Here is a 23819-nt window from a genome sequence, read left to right on the forward strand (position 1 = left end):
ATGGAATTCGAATTCGATCCCGACCTCGAGTATCAGCAGGAGGCCGTCGAAGCGGTCACCGACGTCTTCGACGGCCAGCCGAACGTCGGCGAGCAGCCCGCGTTCGGGACGCACGGGACGACCGTTCCGAACGAGTTAGCACTCTCCGAGGAGCAGCTCACGGCCAACACGCGAAAGGTCCAGCGGCGTCACGACCTCGCACAGAGCGACGACCTCTATCGGGCGGCCGACGGCGAGACGACCGACCTGTTGAGCTTCAGCGTCGACATGGAGACCGGGACGGGGAAGACGTACGTCTACCTCCGGACGATCCACGAGCTCTACCGGCGGTACGGCTGGCGAAAGTTCCTCATCGTCGTCCCGAGCGTGGCGATCCGCGAGGGCGTCGTGAAAACGATACAGCAGACGCGAGCCCACTTCGACTCGCTGTATTCGCGGCCGCCGTTCAACTGGACCGAGTACGACTCGTCAACGCTGAGCGATGTGATCCGGTTCGGCAGCAGCAGCCAGATCGAGGTCATGGTCATGACGCTCCAGAGCATCAACCGGAGCGACGAGAACGTCATGTTCCGGCCTCACGACAAGCTCAACGGCGACCGCCCGGTCGACCGCATCGCGGCGACCAATCCGATCGCCGTCTTGGACGAGCCGCAGAACATGGAGGGCGAGAAGAGCAAAGCGGCCATCTCGGCGTTGGACCCCCTCTGTACGCTTCGGTACTCGGCGACGCACCGACGGATCAGAAACAAGGTGTACGAGCTCTCGCCCGTCGACGCGCACGAGAAGGGGTTGGTGAAAACCATCGAAGTGCTCTCCGTCGTCCAAGACGAGGACTTCGACAAGCGATACGTTCGACCGCTGTCGTTCGACGCCGGTCCGAAGGCACGGATAGAGCTGTACAAGGACCGGTCGACCGGGGCCCAACTTGGAAAGAAGACGGTCCGCGCCGGGGACAGCCTCTACGCGGCGAGCAACGGCTTACCGCCGTACGAGGGTGTCGAGGTGGCGTCGATCGACGCCCGCCACGAAGTCATCGAGCTCAGCGACGGGACGCGGCTCCACAGCGGGGAGTCCACGGACACCGACATCGAGACGATCCAGCACCGGCAGATCCGGGAGACGGTCCGCGAGCACTTCGAGAAGGCGCTCGACTACCGCCGAGACGGGATCAAAGTCTTGAGCCTCTTTTTCATCGATCGGATCGACAACTTCCGCGGCAGGAGCGGCGACGAGACCGGCCACCTCTGGGAAGCCTTCTGCGAGGCGTTCACCGAGCTGAAGGCCGAAGACCGGTACAGCGATCTGTTCCCCGATCAGTCGCCGGAGGACGTCGCCGGCGCGTACTTCGCCACGACGACGAGCGGCGACATCAAGGTGCGAGAGAGCTCGATCCGGGACGACGTGGAGTCGTACGAGCTCATCATGCGACATAAGGAAACGCTGCTCTCCGCCGACGAGCCGACGCAGTTCATCTTCTCGCACAGCGCGCTCCAGGAGGGGTGGGACAACCCCAACGTCTTCCAGATCTGTACGCTCAACAATACGGTCAGTTCGGTGAAGAAGCGTCAGGAGATCGGACGCGGCGTTCGACTCCCCGTCTATCAGGACGGGACGCGCCTGCCGCCGGGCGACCGGCGCAATCGCCTCACGGTGATCGCCAACGAGAGCTACGCCGACTACGCCGACGACCTCCAGGCGGAGTACAGTTCGGCGACGGACTACGGCGACGACATGCGCGCGCAGACGAACGATCACCGGGACCGGACCGTCGTCACGCCGCGGACTGAGGTCGTCGACGAGTCCCCGGCGTTCGCGAGGCTGTGGGAGCGGATCGCGCCGAAAACGACGTACACGACGACGATCGATTCGCCGGCGCTCGTCGAGAGCGCGGCGGCCGAACTCGCCGGCGTCACGGTCGACGAGCCGCGGCTCCGCGTCTCCCGCGGAGAGCTATCGATGGACGACGGCGCCGACATCGAGACGGTGGGCATCGCCTCGCAGGTGGAGTCCGTCGACCGCGACGGCCCGCTCCCGGATGTCGTCAGTCATATCGCCGCCGAGACGGGGCTGACGAAGCAAACAGTCGCAGAGATCATCCTCGAATCCGAGACGGTCGACCAGCTACTGAAGAACCCCCACGCGTATCGGGTCGCGGCCCGCGAGACGATCGACGCGGTCAAAACCGAGTACGTGGTCGAACACATCGACTACGAGCGGATCGGCGATGCGCACCCGACGGACATCCTCAGCGAGGTCGAGACCTACGCCGAAAACACTGTCAGCGTGGACAAGAGCGTCTACGATAAGGTTATCTGCGACAGCGAGGGTGAGCGGCGGTTCGCGCGCCGCCTCGACCGGGACGACTCCGTCGCGCTGTTCATCAAGCTCCCGCGCGAGTATCAGCTCCCCACGCCGATAGGGCCGTACAACCCGGACTGGGCCGTCCTCTTCGACAAGGAGACGGCGGTCCGCGCGGACGCGGAAGACCGCCGACTGTACCTCATCAGGGAGACGAAGTTCGGCACCGAAGACGACCTCCGGCCGTCCGAGGCGACGAAGATCGAGTGCGCCCGCGCTCACTACGACGCGCTGAACGTCGACTTCGACCTCGCGACCGACTTTCGGGACGACGATATCATCGAAGACGTCCTCAACATCGACGTCGACGCCGAGTGAGGCGCTCACCGAGCGTTGATCGGTCTCGGAGTGGGCCGATATCGCTGCCCTCGCTCACGGCCGGTCTCCTCTCGTCGTCGGACCGTTCGCGTATCGGCCCGAACGCACAGTCAGGGCCGTGTGAGTCGTTGTCAATGGCTTCTGTTAGAGGGCTCTCAGCGAAGGGACGACAACATATTTCAGCAAACTTTTCCGCCTCTAGTCCCTCTATCAAATCGGTGTAATCGGAACACCACGTCAGAGGCAGACCCGCGCATATCTCTCCTCGCTTGCTTCGGGACGCCTTCCAGTTTCACCGTCGTCGATCGCAACTCGATCGATACCGTCACCGGTCCGCGCTCGTCGACGCGGTCGGAGGTCCACGAACGTGGCGCCGTGCGCTACGGCTAGGCTACGACGGGGCTGACCACGTCGCGGTATCCGTGGACACAACGGTCGAATTCTACTGGTACAGAAGGCTCTAACTATTGAGAGTTAGGACGGAATTAGGTGGCTGGGGAGTTCCCGGCCCCTAACACGCCACGGCCGAAGACCGTGGACGTTGTAGGTGGGCCAACACGGATTTGAACCGTGGACCTCCCGGTTATCAGCCGAGCGCTCAACCTGACTGAGCTATTGGCCCAGGTGAGCGCATTCAGTCGTTGCGCGGGTAGGATTTTAAGGGTTTCCTTTCGAAGGCCGCCCCGCCGTGTGGCGGTTTCACGGGGGATCGCGACCCCGGCGCCGTCAGTCGCTTCCCTTCCGCTCCTCCTCTTCGACGGTGAAGTCCACGTCGACGACGTCGTCGTCCGTCGACGCGCCACCGGAGCCCGCGTTCCCTGCGACGCTCTCGTCGGCGTCCGTGCCGCTGCCGCCGTCGAACCCGTCGGGGTCGCCCCCGGGACCACCGGGGAAGCCGCCGCCCATCGAGAACCCGCCCTCACCGTCGCCCGGGAAGCCGCCGACGTAGACGTTCCCCGAGAAGAAGCCGTCCGTCTCGCGTTCGAGGTACGGGACGACGACGTACTTCTTCAGGGCCATTCGGATCGGGACCCGCGAGAGCGGGAGGGCAAGCAGGAACCCGACGGCGTCGGTGACGAGCCCCGGCGTGAGCAGGAACGCGCCCGCGGCGATGAGCAGCCCGCCGTCGAGCAGTTCGTCGGTCGGCGGCGAGCCCCGGGCCAGTTTGCGTTGGATGCGCGCGAGCGTCGCGCGTCCCTCGGCGCGCAGCAGGAGCATGCCGAGGACGGCCGTCAACACGACGAGCGCGACCGTGACGGCCCACCCGAGCCGCGTCGCGACCACGATCAGGAACAGCGCGTCCACGAGGGGGACGACGAGCAGCAGCGCGAGCAGCGTTCGCGGGCGCATACCCCCGCCTTCCCGCCGGGCACGCATAGCCCTTTTCGTCGCGGTCGCCCGCATCGCCGGTCGCGTCCACCGCGACCGCCACCGCTTTGCCCGCCCGGTCCGAGCCCGCGGTATGGACATCGTCGGCGCGCTCGGACGCGACCCGCCGGACCGCGAGTCGCTACCGCGGTGGGTCGCGCCGCTCCCGAAACGGCTGGAAGACGTCGCCTTCCGGTTCGCGTGGGTCATCGTTGTCATCAACCTCGTCGGCACCGCGTTCGGCTTCTGGTACTACCGGTTCCAGTTCCGCGCCCTCCCGACGGAGATGTGGCTCTTCATCCCCGACAGCCCCGGCGCGACGCTGCTCATCGCGCTCGCGCTCGGCGCGTGGGCGCTCGGGCGGTCGAGCGACACCCTCGCCGCGCTCGCCTTCTTCGGCAACGTCAAGCTCGGGCTGTGGACCCCGTACGTCCTCGTCGTCTTCTGGCCGGAGTTCCTCGCGGTCAACGGCCCCGGGCTGTACGCGTTCCTGCTCGTGAGCCACCTCGCGATGGTCGTCCAGGCGTTCGTCCTCCACCGCATCACCGACTTCCCGCTCCGCGCGGTGGCGATCGCGACCGCGTGGTACACTGTCGACCTGCTGATGGACTACTTTGTCCCCGTGATCGGTGACGTGACACACACCGCGCTGCCGTACGCCGACGGCGAGCCGTGGTTCACGACGACCGTGCTTCAGGTCGCGGCCGCCGGCGCGGTCGTACTTACCGTGATCCCGCTGTTTTGGACGCTCGGAACCCGTATCGCGACGCTCCGACGCCGCGCGGGCGACCTCGGGACGTAGCCAGTCCGACGCCACCTCCCGCTCACCGATTTAAGTGATCGGCCCGCTTCGACTGTGCTATGAGCCACTACGAGCGGATCGCCGACATGTCGGTGACGATCGAGTCCGTCGCCCGCCGGCGGTACGTCGCCGACACGACGAGCGGCTTCGAGCGGACGACGACGGAGTACCGGCTCTCCGGCGACGGCGTCGTGGGGCGCGGCGAGGACGTGACCTACGAGACCGCCGACCACGACGCGCTCGCCGGGACCGACCCGATCGACATCGAGGGCGAGTGGACGATCGACGCGCTCTCCGACCGACTCGACGAGATCGACCTCTTCCACGGAACGCCGCCCGAGAACGAGACCGCACGCAACTACCGGCGCTGGGCGGTCGAGAGCGCGGCGCTCGACCTGGCGCTCCGGCAACGCGAGGAGACGCTGGGCGACCGGCTCGGCGTCGACCCCGATTCAGTTCGGTTTGTCGTCTCCACTCGCCTCGGTGATCCCCCGTCGACCGACCGGGTCGAGGAACTGCTCGCGCGCAACGCCGACTTGGAGTTCAAGCTCGACCCCACCGCGGAGTGGCCGCAGTCGGCGTTCGAAACTCTCCGGAAAACCGACGCCGTGCGCGTCCTCGACCTCAAGGGGTGGTACGAGGGGACCGAGGTCGACGTCGAGCCCGACCCGGAGCTGTACCGCGACGTGTTCGCGGCGTTCCCGGCGGCGGTCGTGGAGGACCCCGCGTTCACGCCCGCGACCAGCGCGCTCGTCGAGCCGCAGGCTGACCGCCTCTCGTTCGACTACCCGGTCGACGGCGTCGAGAGTCTCGAATCGCTCCCCGTCGAGCCGGGGTGGTGTAATATCAAACCCTCGCGGTTCGGCACCCTCGAATCGCTGTTCGAGACGATCGCATACTGCGAGCGCGAGGGGATCCGGATGTACGGGGGCGGCCAGTTCGAACTCGCCAGCGGCCGCACCGCGATCCAGACGCTCGCCGCGCTCTGTTACTCGGACGGGCCGAACGACGTGGCGCCGCGCGCGTACAACGACCCCGACGCCGAGCCGCCGTACCCGAAGAGCCCGCTCCGCCCGAGCGATGACGCGGTCGGCTTCGAGTTCTGAAGCGAGGGATTCGAGCCGGGCACTGACGCGGTAGTTTATAAACAAATTCGCGGCGGCGCGTGCCTGCGAGGCCGCTCCGCGGCCGAGCAGCACGCGCGAGGGAGTCGGCCGACCGGAGCGAAGCGGAGGGAGGCCGACGAGGCTGGGGAGGCGTGAGGTGCGGTTGCGGGGTGGGACTCAAATGGATAGTTGCGAGGGCGAAGGCGCGCGACGCGAGCACCGCAGGAGCGAGTGAAGCGAGCGACGAGGAGCGTGGTTCGAGAGAGCAAAGCTCTCTCGTTATCACGAGACGCCTCCGGCGTCTCGAACGACAGCGAGCGCACCGAACCCTCGCGACTGAGTCTTTGGAGCTGTTCACCGTCGATCGTTCGTCAGTCAGGTACAGCCGAGCGACTGGGGTCTGGAGGTGTTTTCCGCCGATCCACAGCTGGCCGATTGTACCAATTCGGCTGAAATCTCTGCGCAACCGACCCCACTGTCTCACACCGATACTTAAGAGACGAATTTCAGCAGGTCGTCGCGGTTGTGGTCGTGGAAGCGCGTTCGGAGACACTCCTCCAGCGCCTCGATGTCGCCGCGCTTCGCGCAGATCGGAGCCACGCGGTCGGACCACTGCTGCCACGGCGGGTAGAGGCCGAGCCGGTCGCAGATCGCGTCGAGCCGCTCGTCGAGGTCGTCGATCTTGTCGGTCTTGTTGACGGCGATGATCGGCTCGACTCCCACGTCTTCGAGGAACCCGAACATCTCCACGTCGTGCGGAATATTCCCCCGCTCGGCGTGACGGTCGATGATGTCGACCGCGGCCTTCCCGTCCATCACGACGACGCCAGCGAGAATGGAGTCCGCGTTGTCCTCTAGGTAGCGGACGATGTCGGTCTTGATCTGCTCGCGGTGCTCCTCCTCGACGCCGGACATGAAGCCGAAGCCGGGTAGGTCCGTGAACATGAAGCTCTCGCTGGCCCAGTCGAAGTGGTTCGGCTGGCGGGTGACGCCCGGTTTGCCGCCGGTCGAGAAGTCGTGGCCCGTCAGTTCGCGCATCAGCGTGGACTTGCCGACGTTCGAGCGCCCCACGAGGACGACCTCGGCGTCGCGGTCCGGCCGGTCTTCGAACATACGCGTACGTGGTCGGTAGAGCGGTTTAAAAGGCGCGTCGCGGCGGCGCGGTCTCAGGCGGTCGCGGCGTCGCCGACGCTCTCCCTCCCGGCGTCGATCCCGTCGGTCCGGTCCGCGAACGCCGCGCCGAACATCCGGAACACGGCGACCTGTCCGTAGAACTGGACGAACGGGACGAGCACCGACCCGACGACGGTCACGAGGAGCACGACGGAGACGACGAACACCCCGATCGCGACGAGAATCGGTGCCAGTACTGCGAGGAGGTAGTCGGCGCTGAAAAGCGTGGGTTTGAGCAGGTCGACGTCGAACGCCGCGCCCGCCCTGCCGCGGACCGCGTACGCCGTGAGGGCCGCCGGGACCGCGTAGTAGACGAACAGCAGCACCGGGAGAAACGCCAGCGCGAGCAGCGCGCCGGTCACCCCGATGAGCGCACCCAGATCGCCGCCGACGCCCGACCCGATCCCGGCGACGACGGTGACGAGGACCACGTAGAGGACGACCGGGACGACCGAGTACGCGAGCGCGATCAGCGTCCCGACGACGCCCTTCGCCAGCAGGTCGCCCCAGTCGTCGAACTCCGGCGGCTCGTCGTCCCCCGCGACGGTGCGCTCCAGCACCCGCACGAGATATCCGAACACGAGGAACGTCGGGATCACCAACACCGAGAGCAGCCCCAATACGCCGCCGACGACCATCCGCCCGACCCAGTCGCCGCGCACGGGATAGGAGAGTCCGTCTTCGATCATACGCCGTGATGACGGCGATCGGGTATATAGCTCCCCGGCGTTCACCGCGTCGCCGACTACTTGTCCGCGAGGGCCGACCGACTCCCATGGACAAAGAGGCTGTCCGCGAGGCGGTGTGGGACGCGTTCGACGAGGGCGATCAGGCGCGGTTCCCGTTCCCGCCGCACGACCGGATCCCGAACTTCGCCGGCGCGGACGCCGCGGCGACGCGGCTCGCGGAGACCGAGGCGTGGGAGTCGGCCGCGACGCTGAAGGCCAACCCCGACGCGCCGCAGCTGCCGGTCCGCCGGGCCGCGCTCCGCGCCGGGAAGACCGTCTACGTCGCACAGCCGCGGCTCCGCGACCCGAACCCGTTCCTCCGCCTCGATCCGGCCGAGATCTCGCCCGACGAGATTGACGACGCGACGACCGTCTCCGGCATCTCCGAGTACGGGACGCCGACAGCGCCCGATGGCGTCGCGCGCGTCGGCCTGATCGTCGTCGGCTCCGTTGGCGTCACGACGGGCGGCGCCCGGGTCGGCAAGGGCGAGGGGTACAGCGACCTGGAGTGGGCGGTGCTCCGCGAACTCGACGCCGTGGATGACGACACGACGGTCGCGACGACGGTTCACGAGCTTTCCGTCCTCGACGGACCCGAGTCGGCGGTCGGAGCCGATGTTGACCTCCAGGAGCCCGACGCTCACGACGTGCCGCTCGACCTCGTCGTCACACCGGAGCGAGCGCTCCAGCCGGAGACGGCGTACGCGCGACCCGACGGCGTCGACTGGGACGCGCTCGACGCGGAGAAGCTGTCCGAGATACCGGTTCTCGCGGAACGGGCGCCGGAAGAAGGATAACGACGGCTGCGACCCTCGCCGCGGGAATCAGTCGGCGTGCTGCGGCGTCGGTGCTGATCGCGCCGACCGGTGGTCGGCGACGTGGCCGCACTTCGGACAGACGAGCGTTCGCTCGTCGCCGTCACTGACGACGAGCCACCCGTCCGACAGGGGGCTTTCGAAGCGACACTCCGGACAGAAGAGGACCGACTTCCCGCGGGAGGGCGGGGAACCGCTGGCGTCTGCGTTCATGTTCTACTGTACGGGTCCGAGGTATAAGGGCCTTGTTCGACCTGATCGTTCAGTATGATCGACTTTACCACGCCGATTTGTGACTCGCTTCCGAATATTCTAGGCCGTACGTTTACTAAATGAGGAAAATGTTGATCGGCATCGTTCACAATCGTTCCGCGGAGACCGGCGCGGGATCGGCGGGTCGCGTCCGGGGGTTTGGCGGGGGCTGTGCTCGCGCGAGGGCGCTCCCCTGCCCGCTCTGGGTCGACGCGCCGACCACGCTTACCGCGCCAGCGGCATGTTGTAGCTCGTCTCCTCGTCCATCACGTACTCCCAGGTGGCCTCGCACTCGCAGGACACCTGCTCGAACACGCTCGGGTCCTGCCGCCTGTCGAAGTCCTTGATCGCGGTCTGGACGCGGTCGTCGCACTCGCCGCAGTTGTGCGCGCCGCGGTCGGAGCCGTGCCCCACGGGATCGGAGACGACGATGGCGTCGACGTCGGCGGTCTCCTCCAGTACGTGCGCGACCGACCAGAGCCACGGCGGCCGGTAGCCTCCCTCGAAGAACAGCTCGTCGACCATCGTGTACCGCTGGACGTTCGTCGGGTTCATCGAGACCGTGTGACAGCCGTCGACGGCCGCGCAGCGCCGGATCGAATCGATCATGTCGGCGGCGGCCTCGGGCTCCGCGAGGAAGGGCGGCTTCATCAGGAGGTACGCTTTGATCCCCACGTCGGCGGCGAACTCGCCGTCGGCCGCGGCCGCCTCGGCGCAGGCGTCCTCGAAGTCGGCGAAGTCGAAGTACTTGTTCACGCAGTCGTGACGGACGCGGTCGGTCGCCGTCTCCAGCCCGACCGCCACGTCGGTGGCGATCTCGTGGTCCGCGAAGTCGGCGATCTTCTCGCGGTCGACGAAGTCCGGCAGCGATTCGACGACGATCCGGTCGCGGTCCGCGAACGTCTCGGCGATCGCCCGCCGCGTCTCCGCGGGGACCTCGCGCTCGTCGAGGAAGGAGCCGGAGGTGTAGATCTTGATCAGCTCGGCCGGCTCGTCGGCCTCCTCGGCCTCGTGATCGAGGCACGCGTCGATCTGGGTCATGAGGTCCTCGTGCGCGACGCTGCCGCCCTCGACCGACTCCGCGACGTACCCGCACATCGTACAGCCCCCGGCGCGCGCCCACCGACAGCCGCCGGTGTTCAGGATGATCGTGAGGGAGTTCACGACGCCGTCGGGCGTGTTGTCCTCGTCGATCCAGACGCGGGTGGGCTCCGTCGGGTCGTACGTCTCCGAGCGCTCGGCGCGGATGTCGCGCATCACGGCGTTGTGCGCGTCCATCCCGCGCCCCTGCTCGTACGCGTCGGGGCTCGGCTGGCTCATTGTCGGTGGAAGCGGGCGAGCGCGTAAAGCGGTGTCGTCATCGCGGGAACGGCCGGCGCGTCGCTGCGGGTGTGATCGCGTCTGGCCCGCGGGGACACTCTTCCGCGCGCCCACCGCGGTCGAGTCCCTCGCCGACCCGTCTCAGAAGGGTTGTTTGTGAAAGATTCTCAAACATCGCGAATTGATAAATATATACTATTTCATAGAAAGATTTTATACACATCACTAAGTGAAATAATTTGATGTCACGGGACCGTGACTACGGACGGCGTGACGTGTTGCGAGCGGGTGGAATCGTACTCGGCGGGTCGCTCGTCTCGGGGTCGGCGACGGCCGCCGACGGCGACGGCGCGACGACGCTCACAGTCCTGTCGTACAACGACATTCAGACGGCTGCGGCGGAGGACAAGAAGTTCCCGCGGCTGGTGACGCTCATCGAACAGCGCCGGGCGGCGGCCGACGGGCCCGTCGTCGTGGTCGGCGGCGGCGACGAGGTGGGGCCGCACGCGCTGAGCCCCGTCTCGCAGTGGCGCGCGCCGGTGGACGTGCTCAACGAGGTCGAGCCGGACGCCGACGTGATCGGGAACCACGAGTTCGACTACGGGCTCGACCCTATCTCGGACGTGACGGCCGACTCCGAGTTCCCGTGGCTCGCGACGAACCTCGTCGACAGCGAGACCGGCGAAGCGTTCGACGGAACGGAGTCCGTCCGAATCGTCGAGCGAGGCGGTGTCAAGGTCGGTCTGATCGGACTCGTCGACGAGGGCGCGACGTTCGGAAAGACGAACATCAAATTCAACGAAGAAGGATTGACCCTCGAAGAGTACACCGAAACCGGCCCCGCCGAAGCGAAGCGGCTCAAGGAGGACGAGGGCGTCGACGCCGTCGTCGCCCTCGCGCACACGGGCATCGGCGACGCGGAGGCGCTCGCCGAGGCCGACGCGGACGACGACATCGACGCGATCGTCGTCGGCGACGACGAGCAGTTCTATCCGCCCGAGGAGGTCGACGGATCGATCGTCTCCGAGGCCCGGGCCCGCGCCCGTTACCTCAGCGAGATCGAACTGACGATCGACGGCGGCGAGGTCACCGCGTTCGACGGGGAGCTGATCGAGGTCACCGACGACATCGAGAAGGACCCGACCGCGTCCGACATCATCAACGAGTACCGCGGAGAGGTGAGCCTGGACTCGGTGATCGTGGAGACGGAGACGCCGCTCGACGCCACGTTCGGCTCGAACTACCACCGCGAGACGAACTACGGAAACGTGGTCACCGACGCGATGCGCGAGCGCGTCGACGCCGACGTCGCGATCACGAACGCCGGCGGCATCCGCTCCGACTCGGTGTACGGGCCCGGCGAGATCACCGGCGGAGACATCTTCAACACGCTTCCGTTCCCGAACACCGTCGTCTCGCTTGAGCTCACTGGCGAGGAGCTCGTCGAGACTTTGGAGAGCCAGGTCGTCACGCTGGAGAGCGACACCGGGCAGAACTTCGGCGAGGAGATCTCTCAGCAGACCAGCGGCCTGCGCTTCGAGTGGGTCCCCCACGACGACGCCGACGAACCGATCCGCGACGTGTACGTCGACGGCGAGCCGCTCGACCCCGAGGAGACGTACGAAGTGGCCGTCAACAGCTTCATCGCAAACGGCGGGAGCGGCTACCCGCTCGACGACAAGCCCGTCGAGGACACCGGCGAACTCCAGGCGACGACGGTCGTGAACTACTTAGAGGAGAAAGATACCATCGCTCCGACCGTCGAGGGGCGGATGCAGCGCGTCGACCGCGACCTGCCCGACGCCGCCGTCACCGTCGACGGGAACGGCAAGGTGGTCTCTCAGTTCGACGCGCCCGACGACGTCCAGTCGGTCGCCAAGGACACCGTCGCCGTGTGGACGCCGGAAGGTGACCACGTCGACGCGGAGAAGGTCGTCTTCGACGAGGAGGACGAGACTCTCGTCGTCCGGGTCGACGACGGCAACTTGGCGGACACGATAGAGGACGCGGACGACGGCGACGAGGTCGCGCTCGACATCTACGCCGAGTACGAGTCTAGCGAGTACGACCACATCTACTTCGAACGCTCTCGGCTGAACGCGGACGTGTCGGCGACCGTGCGCCGCCGCGGTCGGGGCCGCGGCAGCGCCGGTCCGCCGGGACGCTGAACGCAGGCGGGTTTAGCGCTCGTCGTCGCGGTCGCCCGCCGTCTCCGGTCCGCGCCCCCAGGCGACCGCGATCGCCGCTCCGATGACCGCGCCGACCGCGTTGACCGCGGCGTCCCCCCACGCGAAGGAGCGCCACGGGATCGGCGCCTGGACGAGTTCGATGCCGAACCCGAACGCGACCGCGGCGGCGGCCGCGAGGAAGGGACCGACCCGCCGTCTCCCCGTCGTCGGAACGAGGAGGCCGGCGAGGACCGCGTACCCGACTACGTGGAACGGATCGGTGAGTCCGATTTCAGCGGGGAGAGCGTCGAGGACGCCGCCGAGCGCGCTCTCGCCCCCGCCGGACGATCCGGGCACCGGGACCACCGACGCGACGAACACGGCGAGCGCGAACCCGAACGCCCTCGCTCGCTCACGCCTGATCGACCCTAAGCGGCGCCTGATCTCCCCCGGACGCCGAGCGGTCGCCTCTCCCCGTCCGCCTCGGTCGGTCACGGTCGTGCTTCGAGTCGCCGGCAATTATGGACTGCGTCTTCGCGATATTCGGCGCCCGACCCGTAAGACCGACCGAAACCGGTCGTTTACACTACGCCGCTACCGGACGCTGTGAATCTCTCACACCGCGCCGCAGTCTCCGGATATTCGCGCGGTGAACGCTCGGGCTACTGATAAACGTCGCACCTCCGAGGCGTTCACTTTTGTAACGCTTTACGGTTTCGTACGGAGGTCAACAACTAACACGCTGTGGTCCTTCTATAATGATAGAGCATTACATGACTGAAATGGGCGGCTACCGCGACCGTGTGGCACAGGTCGACCTCAGCGGCGGGGAGGTCAACTACCACGGGATCGACGACGAGGACGCGGAGAAGTACATCGGCGCGCGCGGACTCGGCGTCAAATACGTCTTCGATAAGGGGCCCGACGTGGACCCCCTGGGACCGGAGAACCGACTGGCGTTCATGACCGGACCGCTCACGGGTACCCAGACCGTGATGAGCGGCCGGATCGCCTTGGTGACGAAGTCCCCGCTGACGGGGACCGTCACCGACTCGCACCACGGCGGCTGGTCCGGCGCCCGGCTCAAGTGGGCCGGACTCGACGGCGTCCTCCTCGACGGAGAGAGCGACGAGCCGGTCTACCTGTTCGTCGAGGACGGCGACGTGGAGGTGCGCGACGCCTCCCACCTCTGGGGACAGGGCGTCCACGACACGATCGACCAGATCGGCGAGGAGGTCGACGGGAAGGTCGGCCGCGACGTCTCCGTGATGGCGATCGGGCAGGGCGGCGAGAATCAGGTCCGCTACGGCTGCGTCATCAACGAGGACGACCGCGCCTCGGGCCGCGGCGGCACCGGCGCCGTGATGGGCGCGAAGAACGTGAAGGCGGTCGTCGTGAAGTCGGGCACCAACATGCCGAAGCCCGCCGACCCCGAGACGTTCCAAGAGGGGTACCAGCAGGCGATGGAGGTCATCCGCGAGTCCGACGTGACCGCGCCCAACGAGGGCGGCCTCTCGATGTACGGGACGAACGTCCTGATGAACGCGACCGAGGAGATGGACGGCCTCCCGACGAAGAACGCGAAGTACACCTCGACCGAGGCGTACCACGACGCGGAGGGCGCGGACATCGAGGCGGAGCAGGTCTCCGGCGAGAACGTCCGCGAGAACATCCTCGTCGACGAACCGACGTGCCACTCCTGTCCCGTGGCGTGTAAGAAGGAAGTCGACGTCAACGTCACCCACAAGGGCCAGGAGATGAACGTCCGCACGGAGTCGTACGAGTACGAGTCCGCGTGGGCGCTCGGCCCGAACTCGGGCCACTCCGACCGCGACGAGATCGCCCGCATGTTGGAGCAGTGTAACGACCTCGGTCTCGACACCATCGAGGCCGGCAACATGATGGCGATGGCGATGGAGATGAGCGAGGAGGGCAAACTCGACGGCGTCGGCCACCTCGACTGGGGCGACTCGGAGACGATGATCGACCTCATCGAGGAGATCGGTCACCGCTCGTCCGACCTCGGCGACCTCCTCGCGGAGGGTCCCGAGCGCGTCGCCGACGCGAAGGACGCGCACGGCAACAAGCTCTCCGTGAAGGGCCAGACGATGGCCGCCTACGACCCGCGCTGTATGAAGGGGATGGCGATCGCGTACGCCACCTCGAACCGCGGCGCGTGCCACCTGCGCGGCTACACGCCGGCCGCCGAGATCCTCGGGATCCCGGAGAAGGTCGATCCGTACGAGTGGGAGGGGAAAGGCGAGCTCACCGCCACCTTCCAGGACCTCCACGCGGTGTCGGACTCGTTCGATATCTGTAAGTTCAGCGCGTTCGCTGAGGGGATCGAGGAGTACGTGCTCCAGTACAACGGTGTGACCGGCCAAGACCTCTCGGAGGACGAGCTGTTCGAGGCCGGCGAGCGCATCTACAACCTCGAGCGCTACTACAACAACCTCGCCGGCTTCGAAGGCGCAGACGACACGCTGCCGAACCGGTTCATCGAGGGCCACCCGGACGCCATCCCCGGCACGGGCGCCAGCGAGGGCGAACTCGTCGAACTCGACCAGCTGAAGGCCGAGTACTACGAGAGCCGCGGCTGGGTCGACGGCGTCGTCCCGGACGAGAAGCTCGCCGACCTCGGCATCGACGTCGGCCCCGGCACCGGCGTCTCCGCCGGCGACTCCGCGGCCCCCGCCGACGACTGAGCGGGAACGCGTCCCGAGCGAGGGCGAGAGCGCTCGCGCGTCGACGCCTCTCGCCGCTTCGTGTTTATTTTTAAGTGAGCTCCGCCGGAAGCTCCGCGTATGGCACACGACCCGCTCTCGCCCTCCGAGGCCCTCCGCACGCGCGTCGGCATCACGCTCGCCGCCGTGAGCCTGTTCGTGTTCGTCTACTCGCTGCTGATCCTCGGACAGATACTGCTCGGCGTCTGGACCGTCCTCGTCCTCACCGTGGGACCGTACCTCTCGTACCGGCTGTTCGCCGCGCTCGACTCGCTCGCCGACGCCGCCCAGCGGATCGCCGCCGCCCGCGAGCGCGAGGTCGACCGCGACGCCCGGTCCGGCCGCCCCGTCGACCGTGAGAGCCCGGACGGGAGCGAGCGCCGGTCGGAGCGCGCGACCGAGCGCGATCGCTGACGGCGGCCTCGCTCGTCTCTATCACTGCCCGCTCACGCGAACACGACGAACCGGAAGACCCACAGCGTTCCCATCCCGGTCGCGATGGTCGCGAACACGTTTTCGGTCCGCCACGCGACCGCGCCGGCGACGGCGCCCGCGATCAGCCGCTCGTCGAGGAAGGTCGCGGTGACGGACGGCCCGAGCGTCACCAAATCGGGGAGGACGAGCGCCGCGAGGACGGCCGGCGGGACGTACCGGAGCGGCCGCTGGAGGCGCGTCGGGACGCCGTCGATCCGCCCGAACAGGTGGATGAAGGAGAGCCGGATCCCGTAGGTGATGACGCCGATGACCGCGATTGCGACCCAAGCGCGCGGGGAGGCGGCGAGGGCGCCGAGACCACTGCTCACGACACCCTCACCTCCGTCACGAGGCCGGCCGCGACCCCGCACAGCGCGCCGACGAGCAGGCCGAGGTTGAGCGGGAGCCCGGCCGCGACGACCGCGACCGCGCCGCCCGCGACGCCCGCGACGGTGGTCGGTCGGTCCTTCATCGCGGGGACGAGGAGCGCGAGGAAGACGAGCGGCACCGCGAAGGTGAGCCCCCACGCGTCGGGGACGCCCGCGCCGAGGACGACACCGACGACCGTCCCGATCTGCCAGACGATCCACAGCGACGCGGCCGCGCCGAGGTAGTAGCGCCACCGGCTCCGGTCCGGGTTCTCATCGAACTCAGCGACCGAGAGGGCGTACGCCTGGTCGGTGAGGAGGTAGGCGAGCCCCGCGCGGAGCCGGCGACCGTAGTCGGCGAAGTGCGGCGCGATGGAGGCGGAGTACATCAGCATCCGGAGGTTGATCACGGCCGCCGTCCCGACGACGACGGCGAGGGGCGCGTTCTCGCCGAGCAGTTCGAGCGCCGCGAGCTGGGAGGCGCCGGCGAACACGATCACGGACATCCCGACCGCCTCGGCGAGACCGAGCCCGGCGTCGACCGCCGCGATCCCTGCGACGAGGGCGAACGGCGCGACGCCGAGCATGAGCGGCGAGACGTCACGCACCCCGGCTAATAGGTCCTCGTCGAAGACGCCCCCGCCCACGGCTACTCCTCCCGCGGGTACGGCGGCTCGTCGTACTTCGCCGCGAGGTGGTCGGCGTGATCCAGCTTCGCGTTCGCCTTCCGGAAGGCGCCGAGCAGCGAGTGGATCTCGCGCTCGGTCGGGTGCGCGCGCCCGAGTAGCCGGCGCATCAGCAGCGCGTTCTTCTCGCGGACGTGGTCGCGCTGCCCCGTCGCCGCGAGGAACTCGTCGAAGAACTCGTGGAAGCGCTCGAGGTCGGCCTCCGGAGCACGGGTCACCTCCGTGTCGGGCAGCTGCGTCTCCTCGACCGTGAGATCGCGAAGCTCGTACAAGAGGACCGTCGCGGCCTGCCCGAGGTTCAAGACGGGGTAGTCGTCGTCGGCCGGGATCGAGCACACCTCGTCGAGCCGCGAGAGCTCCTCGTTGTTGAGCCCCCGCCCCTCGCGGCCGAAGACGATCGCGGTGGGCGCGTCGACCGTCTTCAGCGACTCGCGCAGCTCGACCGGGGTCTTGAACGGGAACCGCTCGTGGCTACGGTCGTCCTCGCCGGTGATCGCGGTCGTGCCGACCGTGTGGTAGTTCGCGACGACCTCGTCGAATGTGACCTCGTCGGCGTTCGGAAGCACGTCCTCGCGGGCGTGTCCGGCGAAGCCGTACGCCTCGCCGTCCTCCGCGATCTCCGGCGGGTTCACGAGCTTGAGGTCCGTGAGCCCGAAGTTCTTCATCGCCCTCGCGATGGTGCCGACGTTGCCCGGCGTCTCGGGCTCGACGACGACGACCACGGGCTTCCGTCGACCGCTCGCGGGCGTTTCGACCGCGTCGACGTCCGACTCCTCGTCGCTCATCGGTCCGACGGGTAGTCGGTCGAGAGGTCGAGGTCGGACTCGGCGAGCTCCTCTTCCGTCAGCTCCTCGTCCGAGCGCTCCTTGCCGGCGAGTTCGACGATGTCGATCCGCTCGCCCTGGAAGTCCTCTTCGAGCCGCTCCTGGACCTCCTGCTGATCGGGCAGGTCCGGGAGGCCGTCGGGGTCCTCGTCGACGTGCTCGACCGAGCCGTACCCCTCCGGCGCCTCATTGCCGGCGGCGACCCACTCGTGGAACCGGTCGGCGAACTCGACGGACCCCTTGTACTCGCTGCCGCCCGCCTCGCGGAACCAGTAGAGCAGGTCGGGTTCGTGCTCGGCGCAGAGCAGCACCTCGCCCTCCGGTTCGCCGTACACGATCTCCGCCTGCCTACAGCGGTTGATCTCCTCGTCGCCGTGCTCGAGGTAACAGACGTCGCAGGGCTCTTCGACGAGGGTGACGAGCCGCACGAGTCGCTCTCGCGGATCTTCGGGGATCTCGTCGAGGGGCTTCAGCTCCTCGTCGTCGGTGAATATCTCGTCCTCCTCGAAGCGCCACCCGCGGAGGCCGATGCTCACTTTCGCCATGTCTCACGCTACGCTCCGGCGGCGATAAAAGCGCGTCCTTCCCGGCACGAGGGGTCGCTACGCCGCGGCGAGGTCGAAGCGGCGGCCGCGAGCGAGAGCCAGACCGCGACGGGGAGTGGACGGAGAGTTCATACGGGTCGTGGACGCACCGAGTGACATGGCCCTCCCCGGACCCGTGACGGCGCGACGCCGACGCCGCCGTTTATCACTCCGGCCCCCCTCGGCGCAGACATGAGACGGCGGCGACTCCTCGGGCTGGCCGCAGCCGCGACGACGGGCGCCGCGGCGGGCTGTCTCGGGGGCGACGACGCGACGAGCGACGGCGGCGATTCGACCGACGGCGACGCGGGTGGCGGGCCGGACGGCGCGAACGGCGGAGCCGACGACGCAGACTGGCCGACCGGAACGTACGCCGACTACGAGACGACGACCGTGACCGTCGAAGGTCCGGACGGGGGAGCTCGGGGGCCGGTGACGGCGGCAATCGCGGACACCCGTGACAAGCGAATCCTCGGCCTCAGCGGCGCCGAGTCGCTGCCCGACGGGGGCGGGATGTTATTTGTACACGACTCGCCCGGCCCCCTGACGTACGTGATGCGCGAAATGGACTTCGGCATCGACATCGTCTACGTCGACGGCGACCGAGAGATCACCTCGATCCACAACGCGCCCGAACCGGGACCGAACGAGGACGGTGAAGATCAACGGTATTCCGGCTCCGGGCAGTACGTGCTGGAGGTCCCCTACGAGTGGACCGACCGCCACGAGGTCGCGGTCGGCGACTCGGTGCGGTTTAATCTATAAATGAGGTTCGGAGGCGTGTGCGATCAGTTATAACCAGCCGATCGTGGCCCTGCGACGAACACCTCCAAACCCCCAGTCGCGAGGGGGCGCACGCTCGCTGTGCTCCTCGGTCGCTCACTCCGTTCGCTCCCTGCGGTGCTTGCGTCGCCTGCGCCCCCTCGCGACTGCCCCTTCGAGTCCCACCCGACCGCGACCGCACCTCACGCCTCCCCGGCCTCGTCGCTCACGCCCTTCGGGCGTTCGCGACTCCCTCGCGCGTGCCCCTCGCGGCCTCCGCTTCGCTCCGGCCGCTCGGTCGCACGCACCACCGCCCGCCGACCATTTATAAGCGATTGCGAGGGCAGTTCTCCGGCGAGCGCCTCGGGTACTCGCCCCGTTTATGTCGCTCGCGCCCGTGGTGATCGTATGCGAAACGTGGACGCCGCGGGGCTCGGGATCGGCGACGACCATCCGCCCCGGATCATGGGCGTGCTCAACGTCTCAGAGGAGTCGCCGTACGACCCCAGCGTGTACGACGACCCCGGCGAGGCCGCCGCGTACGTCGACGAGGAACTGATCGGCGAGGGCGCCGACATCGTGGACGTGGGGCTTGAGTCGGCGAACAAGGACCTCGACGTGCTCTCGGCCGAACAGGAACTCGACCGCCTCGACACCGCGGTCGAGACCCTCGAATCGACCTCCGGCGACGCCGTCTGGTCGATCGAGACGCGCTATCACGAGGTCGCGGACGAGGCGCTCTCGCGCGGGTTCGACATGGTCAACGACATCTGCGGGTTCGCCGACGCCGAGATGCCCCGCGTCTGTCGCGAACACGACGTGGCGGTGTCGAAGATGGCCTCGCCGCCGGACCTCGAACGCCCGGGCGCGGTCGAGGACGTCGACGACATCTACGAGGCGCTCTCGATGAACGGCCTCACCGACAAGACGATCCTCGACCCCGCGTTCGGCGGCTGGTCCGAGGCCAAGACCCACGAAGACGACCGGGAGACGTTCCACCGGCTCCGGGAGTTCCGGGGGTACGGCCGCCCGCTGCTCGTCTCGATCAACCGCAAGAGCTTCCTCAAGACCATCGCGGGCCGCAGCACCGAGGAGGCGCTGCCGGTCTCGCTCGCCGCCACGTCGATGGCGGTCGAGCGCGGCGCGCACGTGATCCGCACCCACGACGTGGCCGAGACGCGCGACGCGGCGCTCGTCGGCGCCGAGTTCGCCCGCGACCGACACGACTCTCGCGGCGACTCCGACGCGGTCGGAGTCGAGGAGCTCGACGTGACGACGGTCCGCGAGGCCGAGCGTCACTTCGACCGGATCGGCGCGCCGGAGGCCGCTCAGGGCGACCGCGGCGCCGCCGACACCGCCGTCGTTCGTACCTACAAACTCACCGGGCTCGACGACCCCGCCGTCGGTGCCCTCCGCGCCGCGACCGTCGGCGACGACGCGACCGGCGCGACGTTCGCGCTGGGCGATCCGAACCGGGCGGCCGCGGCGACCCCGTCCGCGACCGACGGCGGCACCGGCGGGGCGTCGTCAGGCGGCGACGACCCCGCTGACGGCCGCCGCGGGCTCCTGATCGCGACGCCCGCGGCGCTCGACTCGGTTAGAGAGGCGGTATCCGGCGCTTCACGGGCGCTTGACGCCGCGATCGACGGTATCGACCGACACGTGAATTAAGAGAAAGTTTATGCCCTCGTGTAGACAACCGATCGACCGGACGCCGGAGGGGCACGCGGGTAGGGGTACTCTGTGCCACTCCGGCCCATACCATATCTCGCCCGCTGAGCGGCGGCGCCGATCGACGGGCGCCCAGTCGCGCGTCCCGAGGGGGGCCCGCACGTGAACTTCGCGACCTTCGAGCCCGTCTACGAGGCGATCCTCGCCGACTTCGGGTTCGACCGGGCCGACGACGAGCGCGTCCGCGATACTGCCGCCGACCTCGCGACTCCGTTCCCGCTCGGCCGCCTCGGTGACTGGGCGGACGAGACGGTCGCCGTCGCGGGCGCGGCCCCCTGTCTCGCCGACGAGGTCGAACTCGCCCGCGACGCCGATGTCGTCGTCGCGGCCTCGACCGCGGCGGACGCGCTCGCTGACCGCGGCGTCGCGGTCGACTGTATGGTGACAGACCTCGACAAGAACCCGGAGACGGCCGCGGAACTGACGCGCGATGGCGTCCCAGTCGCCGCGCACGCCCACGGCGACAACCTCCCGGCGGTCCGCGAGTGGCTCCCGCGCTTCGCCGACGAGTGGACGCTGGCGACGACGCAGGCGGCGCCCGTCGGGCCGCTCCGCAACCCCGGCGGGTTCACCGACGGCGACCGCGCGGCGTTCCTCGCCGACCACCTCGGGGCCGGCGAACTGGTCTTTCCGGGGTGGGAGTTCAACGACCCCGCGGTCGACCCGATGAAGGCGCTGAAGCTCGACTGGGCGGCCAGACTGCTGCGCTGGCTCGAACGCCGCCGCGACGAGCGGTTTGCGGTGCTCGACGGGCGGCGTGCGGACGCCGACGCGGCGCTCCGAGAGATACTCGGCGAGGCGTTCGCCCGAGACGCGGCCGACCAGTAGCCCGCGTCAGTCCGACCGCTCCACGCGCGGCTCGGGGAACAGCTCGCTCTCGTCGCGCTCGCCGATCCACTCGGCCAGCTGGACGAGCTGGTCGGCGGCCGCCTCGAACAGGCGCTCGGCCTTCTCCGGCGTCACGTCGGTCGGGTCGCCGAACGCGCCGTTCGCGGAGTTGTCGACCGCGTCGTAGAAGGTTCGCGCGCCGTGGACGGTCGTCTCGGCGTTTTCGAGGTCGACGAGCCCGCCGTCGCGCGCGTCCTCGAGCCGGTCCTCGCGGACGAGGTCGGGCGCGAGGTGGGTGACCATCGCCGTCTCCTTGGGGCCCGCGTGGGGACCGTTGCGCTCGAAGAGGTCGTCGACCAGCTCCGGGATCGACTCGTCCCACATCCACTCGACAGCGTAGCCGACCTCGTCCTCGTGGAGCCGGCGGCCGACCTCTCGGAGGTGCTGGACGTTGCCGCCGTGGGCGTTCACGAACACCACGCGGTCGATCCCGTGGTACGCGAGGTTCCGGGCGAACGACTCGACGTAGTCGCGGAACTCCGGTGGGTCGACCCACATCGTCCCCGGGAACTGGCGGTGGTGGGGACTAACGCCGACGTTGATCGTCGGCGTCCGGAACGCGTCGGATCGGTCCGCGGCCGCCGTCGCCAGCCCCTCGGCGATCAGGTGGTCGGTCCCGAGCGGAAGGTGCGGGCCGTGCTGTTCGGTCGAGCCGAGCGGGACGAGCGCGACGGAGCCGGGAGCCAGCGCGTCGCCGAGCTCCGGCCAGGAGTGGTCCGCGAGGTACATATCACCGCCTCGCGCGCGACACGTATCAACCCCGCTCTCTCGGTCCGGTTCGCCGCGATCGGGGCCGGCGAGCGTCCGCGACGCGCCGTTGCTTCGACCCGTGTCGACACCCTTTTTGTGTCGTCCGGCCGAACCGGTGACCATGTTCGGAGGCGGCGGCATGAACCCGCGGAAGATGAAACAGATGATGAAACAGATGGGGATCGACGTCGAGGAGCTCGACGCCGAGCGGGTCGTCATCGAGACGGCCGACGGCGACGACCTCGTCTTCGACGGCGCGCAGGTCACCAAGATGGACGCCCAAGGGCAGGAGACGTACCAGATCGTCGGGTCGCCCGACGCGGTGGCCGACGCGGGCGGCGCGGCCGCAGTCGAGGGCGGTGCGGACGCGAGCGCGATCGAAGCCGAGGACGCGGCCGACGAAGACGATGGCATTCCGGAGGAGGACGTCCGGCTGGTCGCCGAGCAGGCTGGCGTCTCGAAGGACGACGCCCGCGAGGCGCTGGAGGCGGCCAACGGCGAGCCCGCGCGGGCGATCTCGGACCTCCAGTGACGGACGCCGCGTACCTGCTCGTCCACGCGGACCGCGAGTACCTACTGGAGCCGGGCGAGGAGTTCGGCACCGACCTCGGCGTGATCGAGGTCCCCGAGGACGTCTCGGCCGGCGACGAGGTCGAGACGCACCTCGGCACCGTCTTCGAGGTCCGCGCGCTCCGCGGCCCGGACCTGTTCAACCACCTCGAACGCACCGGCGCGCCGATGATGCCCCGCGACGTGGGCCTCGTGATGGGGCATACCGGCGCGTCCGGCGGCGACCGCATCCTCGACGCCGGCACCGGGACCGGGATCCTCGCCGCGTACCTGGGGCGCGCCGGCGCCGACGTGACCACCTACGAGATCGACCCCGAGTTCGCCGACGTCGCTCGCGAGAACATGGCGACGGCGGGCGTCTCCGACCGCGTCGACGTCCGGACCGGCGACCTCACCGACGAGCTGGACGCGCTCGTCGACGGCGAGCCGTTTGACGCCCTGACGCTCGACACCGGCGACGCTCCCGCGGTCGTCGAGCGCGCGGACGACCTGCTCGCGCCCGGCGGCCGCCTCGCCGTCTACTCGCCGTTCGTCGAGGGGACCCGCGAGGCGGCGCTCGCGGCCCGTGAGGCCGGCTTCACCGAGGTCGAGACGTTAGAGACGATCCAGCGCGAGATGGACTTCTCCGACCGCGGCTCGCGCCCCTCCACCGCGGGCGTGGGCCACACGGGCTACCTCGTGTTCGCCCGGGCCCCCTGACCCCGCCGCCGACACCTCTCTCCTCCCGACCCCGGAACGCCCCGCTAACGCGGCCTCGACCGACTCGGTCAGGGGGTCGTCGGGACGCGGAAGGGCGTCGGCGACCTCCGTCGCGTCGCCGACGCAGTCGGGGTCGGCAGCGGCAGGAGCACCTGCCGAGGCGGACCCGTCGCTTCCGGCGTCCTCGGGGGTGCGTGACGGCCCGGACCCGTCGCTTCCGGCGGCTGCGTCGGCCTCGGGTTCAGCGTCGTCCGCGCCCACACCGTTTCGACCGTCGCGATCCGAAAGAGCGTTGCGCTGACCGGGGTCGGGAGGAGAGCGGTGTCGGCGGCGGGGTCAGGGGGCCCGGGCG

Annotated in this window: 23 protein-coding genes and 1 tRNA gene; 12 read left to right on the forward strand and 12 right to left on the reverse strand. The window is 68.7% G+C overall.

The window, feature by feature from the left end; genetic code table 11:
* Entirely contained in the window at nucleotides 1-2676 is a 2676-nt protein-coding gene (locus B9G49_RS04595) for a DEAD/DEAH box helicase family protein (RefSeq protein ID WP_086215580.1), read from the forward strand.
* Between the two features lie 548 nt (nucleotides 2677-3224).
* Here B9G49_RS04595 and B9G49_RS04600 read toward each other — a convergent pair.
* Together B9G49_RS04600 and B9G49_RS04605 are read right to left on the reverse strand one after the other, a co-directional pair.
* Nucleotides 3225-3298 (reverse strand) — tRNA-Ile (locus B9G49_RS04600).
* A 104-nt stretch (nucleotides 3299-3402) separates the two neighbouring features.
* Nucleotides 3403-4026, reverse strand: a complete 624-nt coding sequence (locus B9G49_RS04605) for an FxsA family protein (protein WP_086215581.1) — start codon at nucleotides 4024-4026, stop codon at nucleotides 3403-3405.
* 112 nt (nucleotides 4027-4138) lie between these two features.
* Here B9G49_RS04605 and B9G49_RS04610 point away from each other — a divergent pair, with 112 nt between their 5' ends.
* Together B9G49_RS04610 and B9G49_RS04615 are read left to right on the forward strand one after the other, a co-directional pair.
* Entirely contained in the window at nucleotides 4139-4846 is a 708-nt protein-coding gene (locus B9G49_RS04610) for a DUF1405 domain-containing protein (protein WP_049929373.1), read from the forward strand.
* A 59-nt stretch (nucleotides 4847-4905) separates the two neighbouring features.
* Entirely contained in the window at nucleotides 4906-5952 is a 1047-nt protein-coding gene (locus B9G49_RS04615) for a hypothetical protein (RefSeq protein ID WP_086215582.1), read from the forward strand.
* 492 nt (nucleotides 5953-6444) lie between these two features.
* On the opposite strand, the gene engB is transcribed toward B9G49_RS04615, so the two are convergent.
* On the reverse strand, nucleotides 6445-7065 hold the full coding sequence (engB, locus tag B9G49_RS04620; protein ID WP_049929379.1) for a GTP-binding protein EngB: 621 nt from the start codon (nucleotides 7063-7065) through the stop codon (nucleotides 6445-6447).
* 53 nt (nucleotides 7066-7118) lie between these two features.
* Nucleotides 7119-7814 (reverse strand): DUF4013 domain-containing protein, encoded by a 696-nt coding sequence (locus tag B9G49_RS04625; RefSeq protein ID WP_086215583.1) that lies wholly within the window; start codon nucleotides 7812-7814, stop codon nucleotides 7119-7121.
* An 86-nt stretch (nucleotides 7815-7900) separates the two neighbouring features.
* Between B9G49_RS04625 and B9G49_RS04630 the strand changes: the two genes are divergently transcribed.
* Nucleotides 7901-8650, forward strand: coding sequence for a 5-formyltetrahydrofolate cyclo-ligase (locus B9G49_RS04630; protein WP_086215584.1), 750 nt, complete (start codon nucleotides 7901-7903; stop codon nucleotides 8648-8650).
* Nucleotides 8651-8677: 27 nt separating this feature from the next.
* Here the strand turns inward: B9G49_RS04630 and B9G49_RS04635 are convergent, their stop codons facing one another.
* Nucleotides 8678-8881, reverse strand: a complete 204-nt coding sequence (locus B9G49_RS04635; protein WP_086215585.1) for a hypothetical protein — start codon at nucleotides 8879-8881, stop codon at nucleotides 8678-8680.
* 264 nt (nucleotides 8882-9145) lie between these two features.
* A complete protein-coding gene (locus B9G49_RS04640) occupies nucleotides 9146-10240 on the reverse strand; it encodes an archaeosine biosynthesis radical SAM protein RaSEA (RefSeq protein WP_086215586.1) in 1095 nt (364 codons plus the stop codon).
* Between the two features lie 275 nt (nucleotides 10241-10515).
* Between B9G49_RS04640 and B9G49_RS04645 the strand changes: the two genes are divergently transcribed.
* Complete coding sequence (locus B9G49_RS04645) at nucleotides 10516-12408, forward strand: bifunctional UDP-sugar hydrolase/5'-nucleotidase (protein WP_086215594.1); 1893 nt, start codon at nucleotides 10516-10518, stop codon at nucleotides 12406-12408.
* Between the two features lie 12 nt (nucleotides 12409-12420).
* Here B9G49_RS04645 and B9G49_RS04650 read toward each other — a convergent pair whose 3' ends face one another.
* Nucleotides 12421-12903 (reverse strand): VanZ family protein, encoded by a 483-nt coding sequence (locus B9G49_RS04650; RefSeq protein WP_394334813.1) that lies wholly within the window; start codon nucleotides 12901-12903, stop codon nucleotides 12421-12423.
* A gap of 278 nt (nucleotides 12904-13181) precedes the next feature.
* On the opposite strand from B9G49_RS04650, the gene B9G49_RS04655 reads away from it, so the two are divergent.
* Together B9G49_RS04655 and B9G49_RS04660 are read left to right on the forward strand one after the other, a co-directional pair.
* On the forward strand, nucleotides 13182-15113 hold the full coding sequence (locus tag B9G49_RS04655; protein WP_049929384.1) for an aldehyde ferredoxin oxidoreductase family protein: 1932 nt from the start codon (nucleotides 13182-13184) through the stop codon (nucleotides 15111-15113).
* Between the two features lie 99 nt (nucleotides 15114-15212).
* Nucleotides 15213-15545: a hypothetical protein gene (locus B9G49_RS04660; RefSeq protein ID WP_086215587.1), complete on the forward strand. Its 333-nt coding sequence runs from the start codon at nucleotides 15213-15215 to the stop codon at nucleotides 15543-15545.
* A 32-nt stretch (nucleotides 15546-15577) separates the two neighbouring features.
* Here B9G49_RS04660 and B9G49_RS04665 read toward each other — a convergent pair whose 3' ends face one another.
* The 4 genes from B9G49_RS04665 to B9G49_RS04680 are packed head-to-tail and all read right to left on the reverse strand — an operon-like array spanning nucleotide 15578 to nucleotide 18028.
* Entirely contained in the window at nucleotides 15578-15934 is a 357-nt protein-coding gene (locus B9G49_RS04665) for an AzlD domain-containing protein (RefSeq protein ID WP_049929386.1), read from the reverse strand.
* Nucleotides 15931-16620 (reverse strand): AzlC family ABC transporter permease, encoded by a 690-nt coding sequence (locus B9G49_RS04670; RefSeq protein ID WP_049929387.1) that lies wholly within the window; start codon nucleotides 16618-16620, stop codon nucleotides 15931-15933. Before B9G49_RS04670 ends, B9G49_RS04665 begins: the two co-directional genes overlap by 4 nt.
* 2 nt (nucleotides 16621-16622) lie before the next feature.
* Nucleotides 16623-17444 carry an RNA methyltransferase gene (locus tag B9G49_RS04675; RefSeq protein ID WP_086215588.1) on the reverse strand — a complete coding sequence of 274 codons (822 nt, stop codon included), beginning with the start codon at nucleotides 17442-17444 and terminating at the stop codon, nucleotides 16623-16625.
* Nucleotides 17441-18028 carry a hypothetical protein gene (locus B9G49_RS04680; RefSeq protein ID WP_049929390.1) on the reverse strand — a complete coding sequence of 196 codons (588 nt, stop codon included), beginning with the start codon at nucleotides 18026-18028 and terminating at the stop codon, nucleotides 17441-17443. Before B9G49_RS04680 ends, B9G49_RS04675 begins: the two co-directional genes overlap by 4 nt.
* Nucleotides 18029-18259: 231 nt before the next feature.
* On the opposite strand from B9G49_RS04680, the gene B9G49_RS04685 reads away from it, so the two are divergent.
* The 3 genes from B9G49_RS04685 (at nucleotide 18260) to B9G49_RS04695 (ending at nucleotide 21388) form a co-directional block, all read left to right on the forward strand.
* On the forward strand, nucleotides 18260-18832 hold the full coding sequence (locus tag B9G49_RS04685; RefSeq protein ID WP_086215589.1) for a DUF192 domain-containing protein: 573 nt from the start codon (nucleotides 18260-18262) through the stop codon (nucleotides 18830-18832).
* Between the two features lie 405 nt (nucleotides 18833-19237).
* Complete coding sequence (folP, locus tag B9G49_RS04690) at nucleotides 19238-20500, forward strand: dihydropteroate synthase (RefSeq protein WP_198943811.1); 1263 nt, start codon at nucleotides 19238-19240, stop codon at nucleotides 20498-20500.
* Nucleotides 20501-20662: 162 nt separating this feature from the next.
* Complete coding sequence (locus B9G49_RS04695) at nucleotides 20663-21388, forward strand: 6-hydroxymethylpterin diphosphokinase MptE-like protein (RefSeq protein WP_086215590.1); 726 nt, start codon at nucleotides 20663-20665, stop codon at nucleotides 21386-21388.
* Nucleotides 21389-21394: 6 nt separating this feature from the next.
* Here B9G49_RS04695 and B9G49_RS04700 read toward each other — a convergent pair whose 3' ends face one another.
* On the reverse strand, nucleotides 21395-22177 hold the full coding sequence (locus tag B9G49_RS04700) for a creatininase family protein (RefSeq protein ID WP_086215597.1): 783 nt from the start codon (nucleotides 22175-22177) through the stop codon (nucleotides 21395-21397).
* A 142-nt stretch (nucleotides 22178-22319) separates the two neighbouring features.
* Here B9G49_RS04700 and B9G49_RS04705 point away from each other — a divergent pair, with 142 nt between their 5' ends.
* Together B9G49_RS04705 and B9G49_RS04710 are read left to right on the forward strand one after the other, a co-directional pair.
* Nucleotides 22320-22730 carry a nascent polypeptide-associated complex protein gene (locus B9G49_RS04705; RefSeq protein ID WP_049929393.1) on the forward strand — a complete coding sequence of 137 codons (411 nt, stop codon included), beginning with the start codon at nucleotides 22320-22322 and terminating at the stop codon, nucleotides 22728-22730.
* Nucleotides 22727-23467, forward strand: coding sequence for a tRNA (adenine-N1)-methyltransferase (locus B9G49_RS04710; protein ID WP_086215591.1), 741 nt, complete (start codon nucleotides 22727-22729; stop codon nucleotides 23465-23467). Before B9G49_RS04705 ends, B9G49_RS04710 begins: the two co-directional genes overlap by 4 nt.
* Nucleotides 23468-23819: the final 352 nt, after the last annotated feature.

The organism is Halorubrum sp. SD683 (assembly GCF_002135045.1).
Lineage (GTDB): Archaea > Halobacteriota > Halobacteria > Halobacteriales > Haloferacaceae > Halorubrum > Halorubrum ezzemoulense.